The sequence below is a fragment of the Nitrosomonas sp. sh817 genome, from assembly GCF_030908545.1.
Lineage (GTDB): Bacteria > Pseudomonadota > Gammaproteobacteria > Burkholderiales > Nitrosomonadaceae > Nitrosomonas.
Genome location: NZ_CP133083.1, coordinates 608,148 through 625,769, shown reverse-complemented (window position 1 = coordinate 625,769; position 17,622 = coordinate 608,148). Strand labels below are relative to the sequence as shown.

Genomic DNA, 17,622 nt, shown 5'->3' with positions numbered 1-17,622 from the left:
AACATGTTTTTATTGTCTTTACCGGAGTTTGACATACAATTATGTCACGGTAGTGTTTTTTAATAGACTAGATGGTAAATTCATTGATCATCGCCTCAACCAATACTGCGGAATTAGCGCTCTTACCCGAAATGGCCACACGGCACGGCTGTATTACCGGCGCAACCGGCACCGGCAAGACCGTGACGCTGCAAAAAATGGCGGAAAGCTTTTCCAGTATCGGCGTGCCGGTGTTCATGGCCGATATCAAAGGCGATTTGACCGGCATCAGCAAGCCCGGATCGCTATCGGAGAAACTGCGGGCGCGCCTGGAAAAACTGCAATTGAGCGAACCCCGTTGGCACGGCTTTCCGGTGACGCTATGGGATGTATTACAGGAAAACGGTCACCCGCTGCGCGCTACGATCTCCGATATGGGACCGTTGCTGCTCTCGCGCTTGCTGAACCTGAATGAAACCCAGGAAGGCGTATTATCACTGGTTTTCAAAGTAGCCGACGATCACGGCTTGCTGCTGCTCGACTTGAAAGACTTGCGCGCATTGCTGCAGTTTGCCGGCGACAATGCGAATACGCTTAAAACCCAATACGGCAATGTGTCATCCGCTTCGATCGGCGCGATTCAGCGGGCCTTGCTGCAAATCGAAACACAGGGCGGCGAGCGTTTCTTCGGCGAACCGATGCTCGCTATCGAAGATTTAATGCAAACCATCGACGGCCAAGGCGTCATCAATATCCTCGCTGCCGAAAAATTACTAAACTCGCCACGGCTCTACAGTTGCTTTCTGCTATGGCTTTTATCCGAGCTATACGACCAACTGCCGGAATGCGGTGATCGCGACAAGCCCAAGCTGGTATTCTTCTTTGACGAAGCGCATCTGCTTTTCAACATGGCCTCGCCTGCATTACTGGAAAAGATCGAGCAAGTCGTGCGCCTGATCCGCTCCAAAGGGGTCGGTATCTATTTCGTCACGCAAAACCCGCTGGATATCCCGGAAAAGATCCTGGCGCAACTCGGCAACCGCATTCAACACGCATTGCGCGCATTTACCCCGCGCGATCAAAAAGCGGTCAACGCCATCGCAGAGACCATGCGCTCAAATCCGCAGCTAAACGTCAAGCAAGCGATTCTGGAACTATCCGTCGGCGAAGCGCTGGTTTCGTTTCTCGATGCCGACGGCACGCCGGGCGTCACGCAGCGCGCTTTTATCTTGCCGCCTGCCAGCCAGACCGGCCCAATATCAACGCAGGAACGCCTGCAATTGATGCAATCCTCGCTCGTAGCCGGCGTCTACGATCAGGCAATCGACCGTGAAAGCGCGTATGAAATCCTGCAAGCACGCGCTGACGTAGAAAGCACTGGCGGCGATTCCTCCAAAACCGCCGATGCCGCAGGTGCAGGCGCTGACGTACTATCCGGTCTGGGTGACTTATTGCTGGGTTCGACCGGCAAACGCGGCGGGCGGCGCGAAGGAATGATCGATGCCTTTGCAAAAAGCGCAGCCCGTTCCGTCGGTTCTTCAATCGCGCGTGAAATCACTCGTGGCTTGCTCGGCTCGCTGCTCGGGCGAAAACGGCGTTAGCCTTCTCCACTCTTTTATACTGCGTTCCGCTATGATCAATGTGACCGTACAACTGCTCGCAACACAACTGAATCAGCATTTCCGCCGCATTTATAATCTCGGCGAAGACGTGGTGGTAGTCTCCAATTTACTGGAAATGGACGGCACCGTCGCCGCCAATGTCAATAACAAGCTGGTCATTTTTCTGGTCAATATCGAGAAGGATGCGGTGCCGTTCCGCAACGTCAACCTTCACGAAGTCGGCGATCGCGAGGTGCAAAGCAGCCTGCCGCTCTATTTCAACATCTACTTGATGATGACGGCCAATTTCACCGGCAACAACTATCCCGAAGCGTTAAAGTTTCTATCCAGCACCATCAGTTTTTTTCAGAAAAACCATGTGATCAACCGTCAAACGGTGCCTGAACTCGATGGCCGCATTGAAAAACTGATTCTGGATATCGAAAATCTTTCCATTCAGGATTTGAGCAATTTGTGGGGTGCTTTGGGCGGAAAATATCTGCCTTCGATTGTCTATCGCGTCCGCATGGTCGCTTTCGACAGCGGAGACATCGCAGGCCGCACGCCAGTTGTCGGCGAGTCCAAACCGCTGGTTAAAGGATCGTGATGAAAAAAATCACGGATTGATCAAACATGGGTACATACTGTCCGCTCTTCAGCGTCACCATCGAACATGCCTATTTCTCGGGAAATAACTGCAAATTGCTCGAGTTTGTTCCCACCGCACCCAGCGTTGCGTTGCTACGCAATGCCGGCTTGCTGCTCAAATCTTCCGAAAGCGGCGTCGCGGTTTATTTTGATCATGACAATATCGATATTCTGCGCCTTCATGCCGCCGACAATCTGACGCTGACATTCAAAGTTTTTGCCAAGGATCCCAATTTTCTGCGCTACACAGCGCCTGGCGCGCCGCCCGATCAGGCAATACTTTTTTTCGATAACCGCGCAATCAACCGAGATAATCCAGACAAACAATTGCTGCACGGCGGCGCCACGGTCGCGGAAGACTCATGGGCGGACATGGCGGTCGAACCGCTGGCAAGCATTCTGGATCGCAAGGATCTGCTCATAAAACCCGCGTTCATTCTGCAAATGAACATTACCGCCGATGCGCAAGGATTGTGCTCGGATCAACTGGATCCTGCCGAGCGCAAATTTTTCATCCGTTTCGGCGCTAATCAGACTTTCTGGAATTACTACGTTCTCGGTGAACTCTCCAAACGCGCGATCTACATCGCCGACCTGGATAACGCCGTGCAATTCAAATCCATCGGCAACGTAACATTGCCCGGGCAGCGCGAAGCACTCGTGCTGCAATCATCCGTCGCCATCCCGATGCAAGAGCACTCGCGCCATCGTCTGCAACTCAGGGAATCGGGGAACATGGGCGATAAAGTGCTGATCAAGCGCCTGCCGAATGCCAGCGTCGACCAGACCTTCAGCGAGATGGTCAATGGCAGGATGGAGAGTGTGTCGGAGATTTTTGTAAACTAGGAATCTGACGCAGTTCCGGTCTTTCCCCGCTGGCGCGCATGATATCGCTCCAGCCACTTTAGCAATCGTTGCGGCGCATGCGCGCGTTTCCAGGCACCCGCTGCGTATTTATTCGCTTCCGGCCAGGTCGGGTAGGCGTGAATGGTGCTTAGAATCTTGTTCAAACCCAGGCCATGTTTCATCGCCAGCACGAATTCCGCCAGCATGTCGCCGGCATGCCTGCTGACGATACTGACACCAAGGATGCGATCGCTGCCCGGTACGGTCAGCACTTTCACGAAACCGTGCGCGGCCTCGTCGGTAATCGCCCGATCCAGCTCAGAAAGATCAAAGCGCGTCACTTCGTAAGCGATATGCCGCGTTTGCGCTTCGTTTTCCGACAAGCCAACCCGCGCCGCTTCCGGGTCGGTGAAAGTCACCCGCGGAATCACCGAATAATCGGCTTTGAAGCGTTTAACCGAGCCGAACAAGGCGTTGACCGAGGCATGCCACGCTTGATGCGCGGCGGTGTGCGTAAACTGATACGGGCCTGCAACGTCGCCGCACGCGTAGATATTCGGATAAACCGTTTGCAGCCAACCATTGGTTTCGATGGTGCGCTGCGGAGAAACGGTTATGCCGAGCTGTTCCAGCCCGAAACCTTCGGTACGCGCGACCCGGCCAACCGCGCATAACAACGCGTCAAACGGCAACCTCGTTTCTTCGCCGTTTTGCTTACGCAGGATCAAGAGTTGCTCGTTGCCTTGCCGCTCGCATCGCAACACTTCCGCGTGCGTCAATAGGTTCACGCCATCGGCTTGCAAGGCGGCTTTAACTAAATCCACGGCATCCATATCTTCACGCGGCAACAAATCGCTGCGAACAACTTGCGTAACATTGCAACTGAGCCGTGCAAAAGCCTGCGCCAATTCGCACCCGACCGGGCCGCCGCCCAGCACGATCAAACGTTGCGGCCGCTCGGTCATTGTCCAGATGGTATCGGAAGTGTAATAACACACGGCTTGCAATCCGGGAATATCCGGCACCAGCGGACGCGCGCCGCTAGCAATAACGATGGCGCGCGTGGTCAGTGTTTGACCGTTCACTTCCACCGACCACGGCGATACGATGGTTGCATCGCCGTGCAGCACTTCCACGCCGAGGCTGGTGTAACGTTCCACTGAATCATGCGGCTCGACGGTTTTGACAATCCGCTGCACCCGCGCCATCACCTCCGCAAAATCGTAAGTCACATCGGCTCGTTGAATTCCCAGCGAAGCGGCATGCTTTGCCTGTTGCAGAAACGTCGCGCTACGAATCAGCGCCTTAGACGGCACGCAGCCGTAATTGAGGCAATCGCCGCCCATCTTGTGGCGTTCGATCAGCGTCACCTTGGCGCAGGTTGCAGCGGCAACATAAGCGCTGACCAGTCCGGCGGCGCCGGCGCCGATCACCACCAGATTCCGGTCAAAGCGGGCTGGCTTCGGCCAGCGCGCATACAACCGCTGGGTTTTAATCCGCTCAATACCCCAGCGCGCCAGCCACGGAAACAGCGCCAGCAACGTGAACGAAACGATCATCTCCGGCGACATCACGTCCGATAGCTGCGTAATCGCTGCCAGCTGCGTACCTGCGTTAACGTATACGGCGGTTCCGGCGAACATTCCGGCCAGACTGACCCGGAAGTATGTACCGGTCCGCATCGCGGTCAATCCCATCAGCAAATTGATCAGAAAGAATGGAAAAACCGGCGCCAGCCGCAGCGAAAATAAATAAAACGCGCCGTCGCGTTCCAGCCCCTTGTTGATCGCTTCCAGACGGTCGCCGAAGCGCCGCTGCACGATATCCCGCAACAAATACCGCGCCATCCAGAATGCCAATGTGGCGCCAATGGTAGCCGAGATCAAGACCACCGGCACCCCCACCCACACGCCGAATATCGCCCCGCCGGCCAGGGTCATCACTGCAGCGCCGGGAAACGACAAAGCCGCCATGACGACATAAACCGCCGAATAAATACCGATCACCAGCAGCGGTTGCCGCTGATAGGCTTGCAACAAATCATCCCGCCCGTCTTTCAGCATTTCGAGACTGAAAAACCGGCTTCCGTCGAAGATCAAAAAACAGCCGACCGCCAATCCCAGCAGTAAGACGAGCCACCCGCGTTTCCTCATATAAACCTCATACCATTTGGTTTTTCACCGACCGGTTCAGCTTACTACGGCTGATCCCTACCGTTGAAAAAAGCCATTGCAGCACAAACCGGACAAGCAAAGAAGACAGGCCGGGATCGAAAAAGCCGGAATTTGAATCCATTTTTCACAAAGAGTTTACATTCTCTCAACATTTCATCGTGACAAATAACGTATCGTTCGACCACTCGTGCTGATGCGCAATGTAACCTTTTCAATGCGTCATCGGCAGGTAGTCGCGTAAAACTCCGGTGATAGCTCCGGACAATTCCGCGGAACGCTTCGGTTAATTATTAAGCTGATATGTTGAAAAATAGCCAGGAGAAATATCTATGACGCCGCAATCGCAAACTATGAACACAACTAACCCTCAACCCCCAGTGGCCACGCCGGTCGCGAATGAATTTCTGACTTTCCGGCTTGGGCACGAAGAATATGGAATCGAAATTCTGAAAGTGCAAGAGATCCGCGGCTATGACGCAATCACGCAAATTGCCAATTCACCGGAATTTATCAAAGGGGTGGTGAACTTGCGCGGGATCATCGTCCCAATCGTCGATATGCGGATTAAATTCGATCTAGGTCAGGCGCAATACGACCAATTTACGGTAGTCATCATTCTGAATGTAGCCGGACGCGTGATGGGCATGGTAGTCGATGGCGTTTCCGATGTGCTCACGCTGGAAGACGAGCAGATCCGTCCGACGCCGGGTCTGGGCTCGATCATCGATACCGAATACATCATGGGACTGGGAACCGTCGATGAGCGTATGTTGATTTTGATCGACATCGAGAAATTGATGAGCAGCAGCGATATAGGTTTGATTGAATCAAATTTTAACTAAAACACATATCAAATTAATCTTTTAGAGGAGAGAACCATGTTTACAGAAACATCGATTAAATTCCGCTTGATGCTGGTCATGAGTATCCTATCGGTACTGATGGTGAGTATCGGCGCGTACGGTTTATATGGATTCAATCGATCGAATCACACCGTTCAATCGGTCTACGAAGACCGCATGATGCCGGCGGTGCAACTCGGCACAATCCTCGATGTGTGGTATCAAGTCCGCGAAAAAGGCAGAATCGCAACGCAAGCGAACAATAGCGCGACCGCCGGCGCTTTGGCCGAAGAAGCCAACAAACTGGTAAAACAAAACGAAAGTGTCTGGGCGAAATACCTGGCCACCAGCTTACTGCCGGAAGAGGAAGCCCTGACAAAAGTAAAAGGCGAACAGCATGTGCAATACGTTCAGTCGATGAATAAAACGTTTCAGCTCGCCATCGCCGGAGAATTTGAAGCAGCCGCAAAAAATCTGGAAACCGATACCACGCCAAAATTCAATGCGTTGCGTGATACGGTATTCGCATTGTTGGATTTGCAAGGAACATTGGCTTCCCATCAGTACGCCGATTCACAAAGCAGCTTTGAAACCATTTCGATGATCTCGATCATTGCCATAGCCGCGAGCATTCTGCTGGCAATTACATTCGGGTTCCTGTTGTTGCGCTCAATCGTCGCACCGCTGGACGAAGCGATCGAGATTGCGCATAAAGTAGCTGCCGGCGATCTGACTTCAAACATTGTCGTGACCTCGACCAAATCGTCAACGGGCCGTTTGCTGCAAGCGCTGAAAGAAATGAATGACAACTTAATCGATCTGGTAGGCAAGGTTCGTTCGGGAACGGATCAGATCGTAACCGCATCGGGCGAAATCGCTTCGGGTAACTCGGATTTGAGTCAACGCACGGAAGAACAAGCATCCAGCCTGGAAGAAACCGCCTCCAGCATGGAAGAACTGACATCGACCGTGAGACAAAACGCGGATAATGCACGCCAAGCCAATCAATTGGCAGTCGGTGCGTCGGAAGTTGCAGTGAAAGGCGGTGAAGTGGTCGGACAAGTCGTGCATACGATGAAATCGATCAACGAAAGCTCGCACAAAATCGTCGACATTATCAGCGTAATCGACGGCATTGCCTTCCAGACCAATATCCTGGCTTTGAATGCTGCGGTGGAAGCGGCGCGCGCCGGCGAGCAAGGCCGGGGCTTTGCGGTAGTCGCGACCGAGGTGCGTACACTGGCGCAGCGATCAGCCGCTGCGGCGAAAGAAATCAAGGAATTGATCAGCGATTCGGTCAGCAAGGTCGACGAAGGATCGCGGCTGGTCGACGAAGCGGGAACCACCATGGAGGAAATCGTCACCGCCGTCAAGCGTGTTACTGACATCATGAGTGAAATATCGGCGGCATCGCAAGAACAAAGTTCCGGTATCGAGCAAGTCAATCAAGCGGTCACGCAGATGGACGAAGTCACGCAACAAAATGCCGCGCTGGTTGAAGAAGCGGCCGCTGCCGCAGAATCGATGCAAGAACAGGCGCAGGCGCTAACACATGCGGTCAGCACCTTCAAACTGGCGAATAGTCATGCGGCAACGATCGCACCGGTAAAAAGAAGCAATCACGCTGCGAATATTGCCAAACTGCCTAACCGCGGACCGGCAACCAAAAAAGCACCGGCAGCAATTGCACTTGCAGCCGCACCTGCAAAACCTCGTAAAGCCGCGACCGGCACCGGCGAAGATTGGGAGGAATTTTAACCGCCTGTAATCGCAATCAGTAGATCCGGCGGCGTCTAACTTCAAGCGCCGCCGCATTCAGGAGTACAAAATGCCAGCAAAGCCAAACGGCTATCGCTGGCATTTTCATTTAGCGCTTCATTTCACTGCAAGTCGCGCCATATTGAAAGCAACTATAGCAACGGTGATGTTTCATGCTGACCGATACTTGCAAGCTCTCCGCCAGAGTTCCTCCGAGCGCGTAGTCGGGGTCGTCATCGACCAGGGTGCAGGCATACACTAGGCATTTCCCTTCGCTTTTCACCACCATGCGGCTGAATGCGCACATAAATCCGCGGCGCGTTTTTTCAGTCTGGTAGTCAGTCATGCAGCTTTGCGTGATCTGCGGCGCGGCTACGGTAATACCCGGCGGATAAAACTCGGGAAACACGATGCGCGGCAGATCCGCCGGCAAACCGGCATTACGGAACACTTCCGCAAAGCATTGCGCGGCTTTGCCAGGCGACATTCCGGCAATTTTCTGGCTGGCGACGGAAACGCCGAAGCCCATCGCATGTAATGCCTTCAGCCCTTCCAGCGCCAGTGCAAACATGCCTGCTCCGCGATTTTTGTCATGCTCTTCCGCTAAAAAATGATCGAGACTGATACGGAAATGCAACGGCTGCGGATGTTCGAGCAAAGCGCGCAATTGCGGCAGGCGCTTCATCAAGGGCTCGGTGGCGTTGGTCAATACCATGCAGGGCCGATGCTGCAACGCATAATCCAGAATATGAATCAAATCTTTGTTTACAAACGGTTCGCCGCCGGTAAAGGAAAATTGCTTGATACCCAGTGTCAACGCTTCATCGATATAAGGCTTGGCATCGTCAAAACGCATCAATTGCAAACGGCCATCGCCAGGCTTGGAGCCTTCCAGGCAAAACGGACACGACAAATTACAGGCCGTGCCGGTATGAAACCACAATTCTTCCAGTGCATGTGCACGGATAAAGCCGCGCGGCTTATCATCCGCCGTCACATACCAATGCTTGGATCGCGATTGCTGACCGCCGCCAACGGGTAACCCTGCCGCTTCCATACTCAACAGCACCCGCCTTGCTGTTGCTCCGCCGCAGCTTCGGCGAACGGCATACCCATGCCGCAGCCGGGAAAAATACCGAAATGCCGGTCAAAATCACCGTAAAAATCAAAATGCCGGATAAATCGCGTATCGTGCAACATGCGCCAGGTATTGCCGCAAACCGGGAATTGTCTGCCGGTTTCGATGAAATGATGCTTATCCAGCCGGAAAGCATGCGCATGGTGCGGGATGGTGCCGCGATACACCACGGATTGCCCGTGATCTTCGCAGGCCAATTCCAGACCCGGCAGTTTAAACAGCCGGTAAGTCGCCGAGTAAAAGCGGATATTGCCGGTTTTCTCCGTCAACGCCGGATTATCGATCGTAACCGGACGGTCATCGACCAGGCGCGGATCGGTGAAACCGCTGTTGCGCGCCAGCTGTAAAAAATCGTTCCAATACAACGCGCCGCTCAGACACTCGCCGTACAACACCGGGTCGCGCATCAAATCCGCCGGAATGCGCCGGTCGCTGTAAACATCGGAAAAATATAATTCACCGCCCGGCTTCAGTACGCGGAACGCTTCGCGCAATACCGCCGCTTTATCCGGCGCCAGATTGATGACGCAATTCGATACGATCAAATCCACGCTGGCATCGGCCAGTTCAAGCTCGTCCAAGCGCGCGATATCGCCGTGCAGAAAACGCACATTCCCACGCTTGTAACCGAATGCTGTTTGATGGTATTTCTCGTGCCGGCGTGCAACCGCGAGTTGCTCTTCGGTCATATCCACGCCGATCACTTGCCCCTTTTCGCCAACCAGTTGCGACAGCACGTAGACATCGCGCCCCGCGCCGCAGCCCAAGTCAAGGATCGTCAATCCCTCGAGGAGCTCCGGCAGCACCAAGCCGCAACCGTAATAACGCGCTAGCACTTCGGCATGCACCCGCGCCAGCAACGGTTTAACAAAATGCGGCAGCGCAGCATCGGTGCAACACGCATTGGTCTGTAAATCCTGGCTGTTTGTCAGCGTTTCACCGTAATATTTTTGCACCGCTTCTTGCATGGTGATCCTTTCAATCGAGAATTTTTCATCATTATGAGACCTTTGCACGGTGTCATGAGCGGTACGAGAATAAGGCAAAAATTTGCGAAAAAGCGGAGTTTACACGAGGTAAATGAGCATTTTTCGCGAATCTTTAACGCAATTATCGTGCCGCGTAGTAACCGTGCAAAGGTCTCATTATGTCATTCACGAACCATTTTTAGAATGGTAACGTGCGGCCAAATCCTGCGGCGCCGCACCGCTCATGAATCTCAATGCCAGCCAGCGATTTTTCAAACTGCGCCGCCACCAGCCGTCGCGTTGCCAACGGCGCGAATCGACAAAAATCGGCTCCGGCAACGCTACAAATCGCCCCAAACGCCGCGCTGCTTTCACTAAAGGCACTTCTTCGAACAACGGCCAGGGCGCATGGCCGCCAGCTTGATGATAAACCATCCGCTGCATGAAAATTCCCTGATCGCCATAGGGTACGCCCAAACGGCAACGCAACGTGATGGCCGGTTCCAGAATCGCCGCCGGCCATGCCCGCGGCGCGGCAAAACGGAACCGGAAATAACCACCGATCGCGCCGCGTTGAATCGCCGCAGCCATCACCGGCAACGGATCCGCTGCTAGTTGCGCATCGGCATGCAGAAACCATAGTACATCGCCCCGGGCTTGCACCGCGCCGATGCCAAGCTGCCGGCCACGGCACGGTTCACCGGTCAGTCGAGTAGCCGCCGATTGTTCGCAAAGCTCTGCGCAATGGCGGCTGTCCGCCGCGTCGACGACGATGATTTCGCGAGGTTGATGCGGCAATCGCCGCAACTGTTCCAGCAAACGCACCAATGGCGCTTCATCGCGATAGCACGGTATCACGATGCTGAAATCAGGCATCCTGCACGTCCGCTTCTGAAAGAATGCAGCTGACTATTTGCAGCAATGCCCGCCGCGCAGGCCGCGGATCGCGCTGCAGCAAGGCCACCAGCTTCACCACGTCGCGCCATTCATCCACGTCGCAGCCATGCCCAACCGCGCTTACCGAATGTCCGGCCCGGCGGCAAAGTCCGGTCAACGCTTCCTCCAACCGGTTCGAGCTCCAGGGCAACGCGGACATATCCGGCCAGGGCTTGCGGTTGGCCATCAGCACCACGCCGCCGTCGGCTGCGGGAATTAACGCCACATCCGCATGCTGCAATGCATCCCGCGCCGCTGCATAATCGCTTGCAAGTAAGCCCGGCGCGTCGCTGCCGATAAAAAATAAATGTTGCATGCCTTGCATTCGCAAAGTCCGATCTAACGCGTTCAACCGTTGTCCGAGATTACCCGTTTCCTGCGGCAATACCGCGACCGCCATAGAACGAGAGATTGGCAGCGAACGCGCCCAATCCGCATCCGCTGCCCCGGCAGGCGCGATCACCACCGGCCCCGGCCACTCAGCCGCGTCCTCCAATGCGCACGCCAGCAGCGCATCCGCAATCAGAAACGCTTTTTCTTGTCCCAGCTTCGCGGCCAAGCGTTGCTTGCCGGTGCCCGGCGCAGGCCGCTTGCAGACCAAAACAAGCGTATTTTTATTCAAGATGGATTGTTGCAATTTAGAAAAATGTCATTAAACTAAAATACGGTTAATTACTTTAAACATCGCCTATTTCCTTCAAAACAGCATGGTTTTTTCACTTTAATCACCGATTCCATAACATTCCGGTCAGTAAAAGTGACTTTTGTCCCGATTTGGTAACGCCTGAAAAGTGCATGGCGTTATAATACCGGTCAAACTAATGAGAGAACTGTCAAAAATTACAATATGCCACAACTTTTATTCCAAAGAACACCTCTGCTCGATGGCGACGACATCAACCTGAAACGTGAAGAAATCCGCAGTTATTTCCACACCACGCTGGATCGTTACGAGCAACTTTTCGAAACACTGCGCACCGACGAAGCGTATTACAAGAAACCGATCTCATTGCGCCATCCGCTGATTTTTTATTTGGGTCATACCGCGACGTTCTTCGTCAACAAGCTGATTCTCGCCGGACTGATTACCGAACGCATCAACCCGCGATTGGAATCGATTTTCGCCGTCGGCGTCGACGAAATGAGCTGGGACGATCTCGACAGCACGCACTACGACTGGCCGACCGTCGACGAAGTGCGCGCGTACCGCAAAACCATGCGCGCGATAGTCGACAACCTCATTTCCACGCTACCGCTAAGCCTGCCGATCACCTGGGAAAGCCCGTGGTGGCCGATTGTAATGGGCGTCGAGCATGAACGCATTCACCTGGAAACATCGTCGGTGCTGATCCGCCAGCATGCGCTGCATTTCGTGCAACCGCACCCGAATTGGCAACCGTGCCGCACATCCGGCGCGGCGCCGCAGAATTCACTGATTAATGTTGCCGCCGGATCAATCACGCTGCATAAAACCAAAACCAATCAACAGCATTACGGTTGGGATAACGAATACGGCCTGCACAGCGCGGACATCGCCGCTTTCCAAGCCAGCAAATATCTGGTCAGCAATCAGGAGTTTTTGGCTTTCGTTGAAGCCGGCGGCTACCGCACCGGCAGTTACTGGCAAGAAGAAGGCCGTTCGTGGCAAAAATTCACCCAAGCCGAGCACCCTACGTTTTGGGTTAAAAAAGGCAGCGATTGGTACTTGCGCTTAATGACCGAGGAAGTGCCGATGCCGTGGGATTGGCCGGTGGAAGTCAATTACCACGAAGCCAAAGCATTCTGTAACTGGAAAGCCGCAACGACGAAACAACCGGTGCGGTTGCCGACCGAGGACGAATGGTACCGGCTGTACGATGTTGCCTGTCTCAGCGAAGTACCGCACGACCGCAAGGCGGCTGGCAATCTCCATCTGGATTATTACGCGTCGAGCTGTCCAGTCACCGAATTTGCGCACGGCGAGTTTTTCGACATCGTCGGCAACGTCTGGCAGTGGACCGAAACGCCAACGTACCCGTTCGAAGGTTTCGACGTGCACCCGCTGTACGACGACTTCACCACGCCAACGTTCGACAATCAGCACAACCTGATCAAAGGCGGTTCATGGATCGCTTGCGGCAACGAATCGATTCGCAGCTCGCGCTATGCGTTCCGCCGGCATTTCTTTCAACATGCCGGTTTCCGCTATGTGGTGTCGGACGCACCGGCGACATTGCCGACATCGAATTATGAAACCGATAAATTGCTTTCGGAATACGCCGAGTTTCACTACGGCGACACCTACTTCGACGTGCCGAATTTCTCCAAAGCTCTGGCGGAAATTGCCATCGCCGCGATGGGCGACCGGCCTAAACGCACCGCACTGGACTTGGGCTGTGCCTCCGGCCGTTCGACTTTCGAGTTAGCAACAGTATTCGATCACGTCACCGGCATCGATTTTTCCGCGCGCTTCATCGGCCAAGGCGTACAACTCGTGCAACAAGGCATTTTGCGCTATACCCTGACCGACGAAGGCGAATTGGTGTCGTACAAGGAACGCACGCTGAGCAACCTGGGACTCGATCACGTCAAGCACAAGGTCGAATTCTTCCAGGGCGACGCTTGTAACCTGAAGCCGATTTTCACCGGTTACGACCTGATTCTTGCCGCCAATTTGATCGACCGCCTGTACGATCCGGCCAAATTGCTCAACAGCATTCACACCCGCATCAATCCGGGCGGATTGTTGATGATCACGTCGCCGTATACCTGGCTCACCGAACACACCAAAAAAGAAGCATGGATCGGCGGCTTCAAGCGCGACGGCGAGAATTTCACCACGCTCGACGGCTTGAAAGAAATGCTCGGCAAGCATTTCCGCCTGATCCAAGGCCCGCAGGCGGTGCCGTTCGTAATCCGCGAAACCAAGCGCAAATTCCAGCACACGCTGGCGGAAGTCACGATCTGGGAGCGCATCGCTTGAGCGACGCGTTCGATTTCGACCGGGAAATCGATTGCACAGGCACGCACAGCGTCAAATACGACAGCCGCCTGGCGGTGTTCGGCAAGGCCGACGTCATCCCCGCGTGGGTGGCGGACATGGACTTCGCCGCCCCGCCCGCCGTCATGCAAGCCCTGATCGAGCGCGCACAACACCCGATCTACGGTTACACCGTATTTCCCGATAGCCTTTACGAGGCGCTGATCGATTGGCTGCAACGGCGGCACGGCTGGATGGTGCAGCGCGACTGGATCGTGATGTGCCCCGGCGTGGTGCCATCGATCAACGCCGCCGTGATGGCGCTGACGCAACCGGGCGAAGCCATCATCGTTCAACCGCCGGTATATTTCCCGTTTTTCTCCGCCGCCACGCAAACCGGCCGCAAGCTAATGCTCAACCCGCTGCGGCTCGACAACGGCCGCTACACCATTGACTTCGATCACTTGGAACAATGCGCCCGGCAAGCCAAATTCCTGCTGCTGTGCTCGCCGCACAATCCGGTCGGGCGCGTGTGGTCGCCGGATGAATTGGAACGATTGCTGCAACTCGCCGCAAAGTACGAGCTGGTGGTTTTCTCCGACGAAATCCACCACGACCTGCTCTACCCCGACCAACAACACCACGTGCTCGCCGCGCGGGCAACCGATCAGCGCGCCGTCATCACCGCCGTCGCGCCGAGCAAAACCTTCAACATCCCCGGCTTGAATCTGTCCGCGCTGATCGTTCCCGACAAAACGATGCGCAATGCGATCATTCAGGTTTTCAACAGCCTGCACGTCAGCGCTTCCAACCCATTCAGCGTCACCGCCTTCGAAGCCGCCTACCGCGGCGGCGAAGCCTGGCTGGAAGCACTAAAAATTTACCTGCGCGACACGCGCGATGCGGTCGAATCGTATCTTGCTGAACATTTACCGGAAATCAAAGCGATCAAAGCCGAAGGCACCTACCTGCTATGGCTCGACTGCCGCGCTATGAACCTGACCGACGCCGAACTGAAACACTTCTTCATCCACCAAGCCGGGGTCGGGCTGAACCCCGGCGTGCAATTCGGCCAGGAAGGCAGCGGGTTTATGCGGTTGAATATTGGGGCGCCGAGGAAGACGGTTTTGCGGGTGTTGGAAAGAATCAAACACGCTAGATACAAATAATACCTCTTACAGATCATGCACACATGAAATCTTTGCTCTGCAACGCCGTACAATTGCATACTAAACAACCACCGGCTAAAGCCGGTGGGTTTGAGTTACGGACTGAAAGTCCGGATACGCGTCGACTAAACGACGCGTCTTATTCCGGCTCCATTTTAAAATTGTCGTTTGGATTTGGCTCAAAATGATGCTCCAAGTATTGTTTGATCATCTCTTCTGTCATCTGACCTACTGTCACGCAGAAATACCCTCGCGCCCAAAAATGCCTTCCCCAGTACCGCTTCTTCAAGTGAGGAAATTCTTCAAACAGATAGCTCGATGTTCGTCCTTTTAGCCGCCTCATGATCTCACTCGGAGCCATCTCCGGCGGACAACTCACCAGAATATGCACATGATCCTTACTTACTACACCCTGTACAATTCTCATTTCAAATGCTTCACACGTCTGACGAACCAACTCTCGTACTCGTTCTGCTACTTCTCCCTTCAGAATCTTATATCTATACTTCGTTACCCATACAAAATGATATTCAATCTGATAAACCGTATGACTTCCATATCTATAATCCATGCCACACCTCCTGTGTGGCATATTCTCGCAGCTAAAGCTGACCGGCTGAAGCCGGTGGTTTTAACCTTATGATGGACAATAAATTTTGAATTCTTAACGCGCTCCCAAATCTTTCCCTTTTTTCGAGCAGCTCCTTTCCTTCATTCTCACTAAACCTTCTCACTTTTTTGATTATGACAATAGATACATTTCTAATTCCAATATTTTTCATTACAGTAGGAATAATAGTATCGCTTGATGTAGCGGGCCTAACATTAATTAAGAGCAGGCAATTCTATGAACATCCGAAAAGCATATTTTGGTGGGCATTTACTAATGCAGCGTGGCATTCAGGCCTATTGCTTGTCTACATACTAACTATTTCTGGATTATTTGACTTTATCCCTTTAATAGTAAAAAAACTTCCTGAATTGGTTGAACATGTTGCTGCATATATTCCAATCCTCGCAGAGTTAATAATGTATTTGGCGCTAATTTCTGAAGCATTGTCTAATCACGCATCAGTTCTTCTTGGCCTGCTTACTTTGTGTCTGGTTTGGGTGATCTATTCAAACAAAATAATAAGTCAGCCGAGTGATGGAGCTGTTCACGAATTGCCTCCTCTTGCACGTTTCTTCTTTAATTTTATGGAGATAGGGGTTCGACTATTACTACCAAGATCTTGGGTTGATGAGAAAAATATTGCAATAAAAGTTCATTGGAATTTGCAGGCTGCATTAGTAGCAGTTGATATGCTTGCATTGGCCGCACTCCTAAAATCTATGCAGGTTTTGCAAAGCTCATGGTCTAATATACTTATTTTATTTATCGTCTTTTCTTGTGTACTAATATGCACTTATTGTGCAGCTATTTTTGGAAGTCGAATCTATTCTGAAGCTCACATTGATGGTATGGGAGCATCACATAAATCAACTCGAGAGTGGGTTCTAGTAACTCTACGCCTTGTTGAGCCATATTTTATCTTCTACTTCGCTCTTCAAGTTCTCGGATTCTTAATTTTTGGTGAACAAATACACAGTGTGACTTTCTTCTTTGCAGCAGGCTTTCTGGTCTTAGCACTGGTTAAGCACCATTCCTTAACCAATATAGTATCAGCCGCAATTGCAGAGCCTTCTATAAAGAAGGAAACGCCTGCAAAAATAAGTGGCTGGAAAATATATCTACAAATTGCAGAATCTCCTGTAACAGAAGAAACTCCTGCGCCTATTCGAAAGATACGTGAAATCCTAATTGATTCTTGGAAACTGTCTATACAGTTCTTGGGTTGGTTTGGATTGTTCGTGAAAGTAATTTTTGGTTTCGCGGTCTTTCTCTGGATTAAAGCTCTATTCATAAGATTAATTTCTGGTGGAAATATATACCCCACTGATAAAGTTACAGTGATTTCATTTGAGTCAGAGATCAGTTTTCTTATTGCAACACTTGCATTTATTGGAGCTTTATCTTATGTCCTACAAATCTCAAAATTGATGAGTAGAATCGACAATTTTATGTTGGTATTTCTTCCTTGGTTGATCAAACATAGTTATGCATTTGTCTTTATAGCACTAGCTCTCTTTATGGCTGCAATTTTCCCACTTTATGATGTCCTAGTGGATGCTTGTCAGTCTAATCAGAGCAATTGCTCTGATTCTTATATAGTTACAAACATTTTTGTTGATAACCACCGTCACACGCTTCAATTTGGGCTTTGGTTGTTTTATCTTTTGTTACTGTCAGGCATCACCCTCACCATAAATCGACGATGGTCATCGGAAATTGAAGAAGTTGAATCAGATCCAGTAAAGAAAGAGTTATTCTGGCGTATAGTGTATGGTTGTTTGTGTACACTTGCTGGAACAGTGCTCGGCTTTATTGGTTTTATTCAATCAAACATTGCAAATTAGCTCGAAGGTTGGGGTAAGACACGAACCCCAACATCACGTAATCGCCAATCGTTTGGCTTCATTTCATTCAACTCAACCTACGGGCTATGCTCTCGTCCGGAAAGTAAGACTCCGTTGCTTTTCCAATGAACACCTCCTCAAGGTTTC

General features: G+C 52.4%; 14 protein-coding genes. 8 read left to right on the top strand and 6 right to left on the bottom strand.

Going from position 1 to position 17,622, the window contains the following annotated elements:
- Positions 1-71 precede the first annotated feature (71 nt).
- Genes RBH92_RS02980 through RBH92_RS02970 form a run of 3 tightly spaced genes read left to right on the top strand, consistent with a single transcriptional unit; the run spans position 72 to position 3,074 of the window.
- Complete coding sequence (locus RBH92_RS02980) at positions 72-1,580, top strand: helicase HerA-like domain-containing protein (RefSeq protein ID WP_307933210.1); 1,509 nt, start codon at positions 72-74, stop codon at positions 1,578-1,580.
- Positions 1,581-1,611: 31 nt separating this feature from the next.
- On the top strand, positions 1,612-2,187 hold the full coding sequence (locus RBH92_RS02975; RefSeq protein WP_307933209.1) for a Pvc16 family protein: 576 nt from the start codon (positions 1,612-1,614) through the stop codon (positions 2,185-2,187).
- A gap of 26 nt (positions 2,188-2,213) precedes the next feature.
- On the top strand, positions 2,214-3,074 hold the full coding sequence (locus RBH92_RS02970) for a hypothetical protein (RefSeq protein ID WP_307933208.1): 861 nt from the start codon (positions 2,214-2,216) through the stop codon (positions 3,072-3,074).
- Here RBH92_RS02970 and RBH92_RS02965 read toward each other — a convergent pair.
- Entirely contained in the window at positions 3,071-5,227 is a 2,157-nt protein-coding gene (locus RBH92_RS02965) for a dihydrolipoyl dehydrogenase family protein (protein WP_307933207.1), read from the bottom strand. The two genes, RBH92_RS02970 and RBH92_RS02965, sit on opposite strands and share 4 nt — an antisense overlap.
- 371 nt (positions 5,228-5,598) lie before the next feature.
- Between RBH92_RS02965 and RBH92_RS02960 the strand changes: the two genes are divergently transcribed.
- The gene (locus tag RBH92_RS02960) at positions 5,599-6,090 is read left to right on the top strand and encodes a chemotaxis protein CheW (protein WP_307933206.1); all 492 of its coding nucleotides are present in this window, start codon (positions 5,599-5,601) and stop codon (positions 6,088-6,090) included.
- A gap of 36 nt (positions 6,091-6,126) precedes the next feature.
- On the top strand, positions 6,127-7,848 hold the full coding sequence (locus RBH92_RS02955; protein ID WP_307933205.1) for a methyl-accepting chemotaxis protein: 1,722 nt from the start codon (positions 6,127-6,129) through the stop codon (positions 7,846-7,848).
- 109 nt (positions 7,849-7,957) lie between these two features.
- Here the strand turns inward: RBH92_RS02955 and RBH92_RS02950 are convergent, their stop codons facing one another.
- From RBH92_RS02950 to RBH92_RS02935, 4 genes are all read right to left on the bottom strand, one after another.
- The gene (locus tag RBH92_RS02950) at positions 7,958-8,905 is read right to left on the bottom strand and encodes a radical SAM protein (RefSeq protein ID WP_307933917.1); all 948 of its coding nucleotides are present in this window, start codon (positions 8,903-8,905) and stop codon (positions 7,958-7,960) included.
- Between the two features lie 2 nt (positions 8,906-8,907).
- Entirely contained in the window at positions 8,908-9,954 is a 1,047-nt protein-coding gene (locus RBH92_RS02945) for a methyltransferase domain-containing protein (RefSeq protein ID WP_307933204.1), read from the bottom strand.
- A 186-nt stretch (positions 9,955-10,140) separates the two neighbouring features.
- Entirely contained in the window at positions 10,141-10,830 is a 690-nt protein-coding gene (locus RBH92_RS02940) for a TIGR04283 family arsenosugar biosynthesis glycosyltransferase (protein ID WP_307933203.1), read from the bottom strand.
- Positions 10,823-11,512: a TIGR04282 family arsenosugar biosynthesis glycosyltransferase gene (locus RBH92_RS02935; RefSeq protein ID WP_307933202.1), complete on the bottom strand. Its 690-nt coding sequence runs from the start codon at positions 11,510-11,512 to the stop codon at positions 10,823-10,825. Before RBH92_RS02935 ends, RBH92_RS02940 begins: the two co-directional genes overlap by 8 nt.
- Before the next feature lie 225 nt (positions 11,513-11,737).
- Here RBH92_RS02935 and ovoA point away from each other — a divergent pair, with 225 nt between their 5' ends.
- Together ovoA and RBH92_RS02925 are read left to right on the top strand one after the other, a co-directional pair.
- A complete protein-coding gene (gene ovoA, locus RBH92_RS02930) occupies positions 11,738-13,852 on the top strand; it encodes a 5-histidylcysteine sulfoxide synthase (protein ID WP_307933201.1) in 2,115 nt (704 codons plus the stop codon).
- Positions 13,849-15,018, top strand: a complete 1,170-nt coding sequence (locus RBH92_RS02925; RefSeq protein WP_307933200.1) for a MalY/PatB family protein — start codon at positions 13,849-13,851, stop codon at positions 15,016-15,018. Before ovoA ends, RBH92_RS02925 begins: the two co-directional genes overlap by 4 nt.
- 139 nt (positions 15,019-15,157) lie before the next feature.
- Here RBH92_RS02925 and tnpA read toward each other — a convergent pair whose 3' ends face one another.
- Positions 15,158-15,589: an IS200/IS605 family transposase gene (gene tnpA, locus RBH92_RS02920; protein WP_307931618.1), complete on the bottom strand. Its 432-nt coding sequence runs from the start codon at positions 15,587-15,589 to the stop codon at positions 15,158-15,160.
- A 173-nt stretch (positions 15,590-15,762) separates the two neighbouring features.
- Between tnpA and RBH92_RS02915 the strand changes: the two genes are divergently transcribed.
- Complete coding sequence (locus RBH92_RS02915) at positions 15,763-17,475, top strand: hypothetical protein (protein WP_307933199.1); 1,713 nt, start codon at positions 15,763-15,765, stop codon at positions 17,473-17,475.
- Positions 17,476-17,622: the final 147 nt, after the last annotated feature.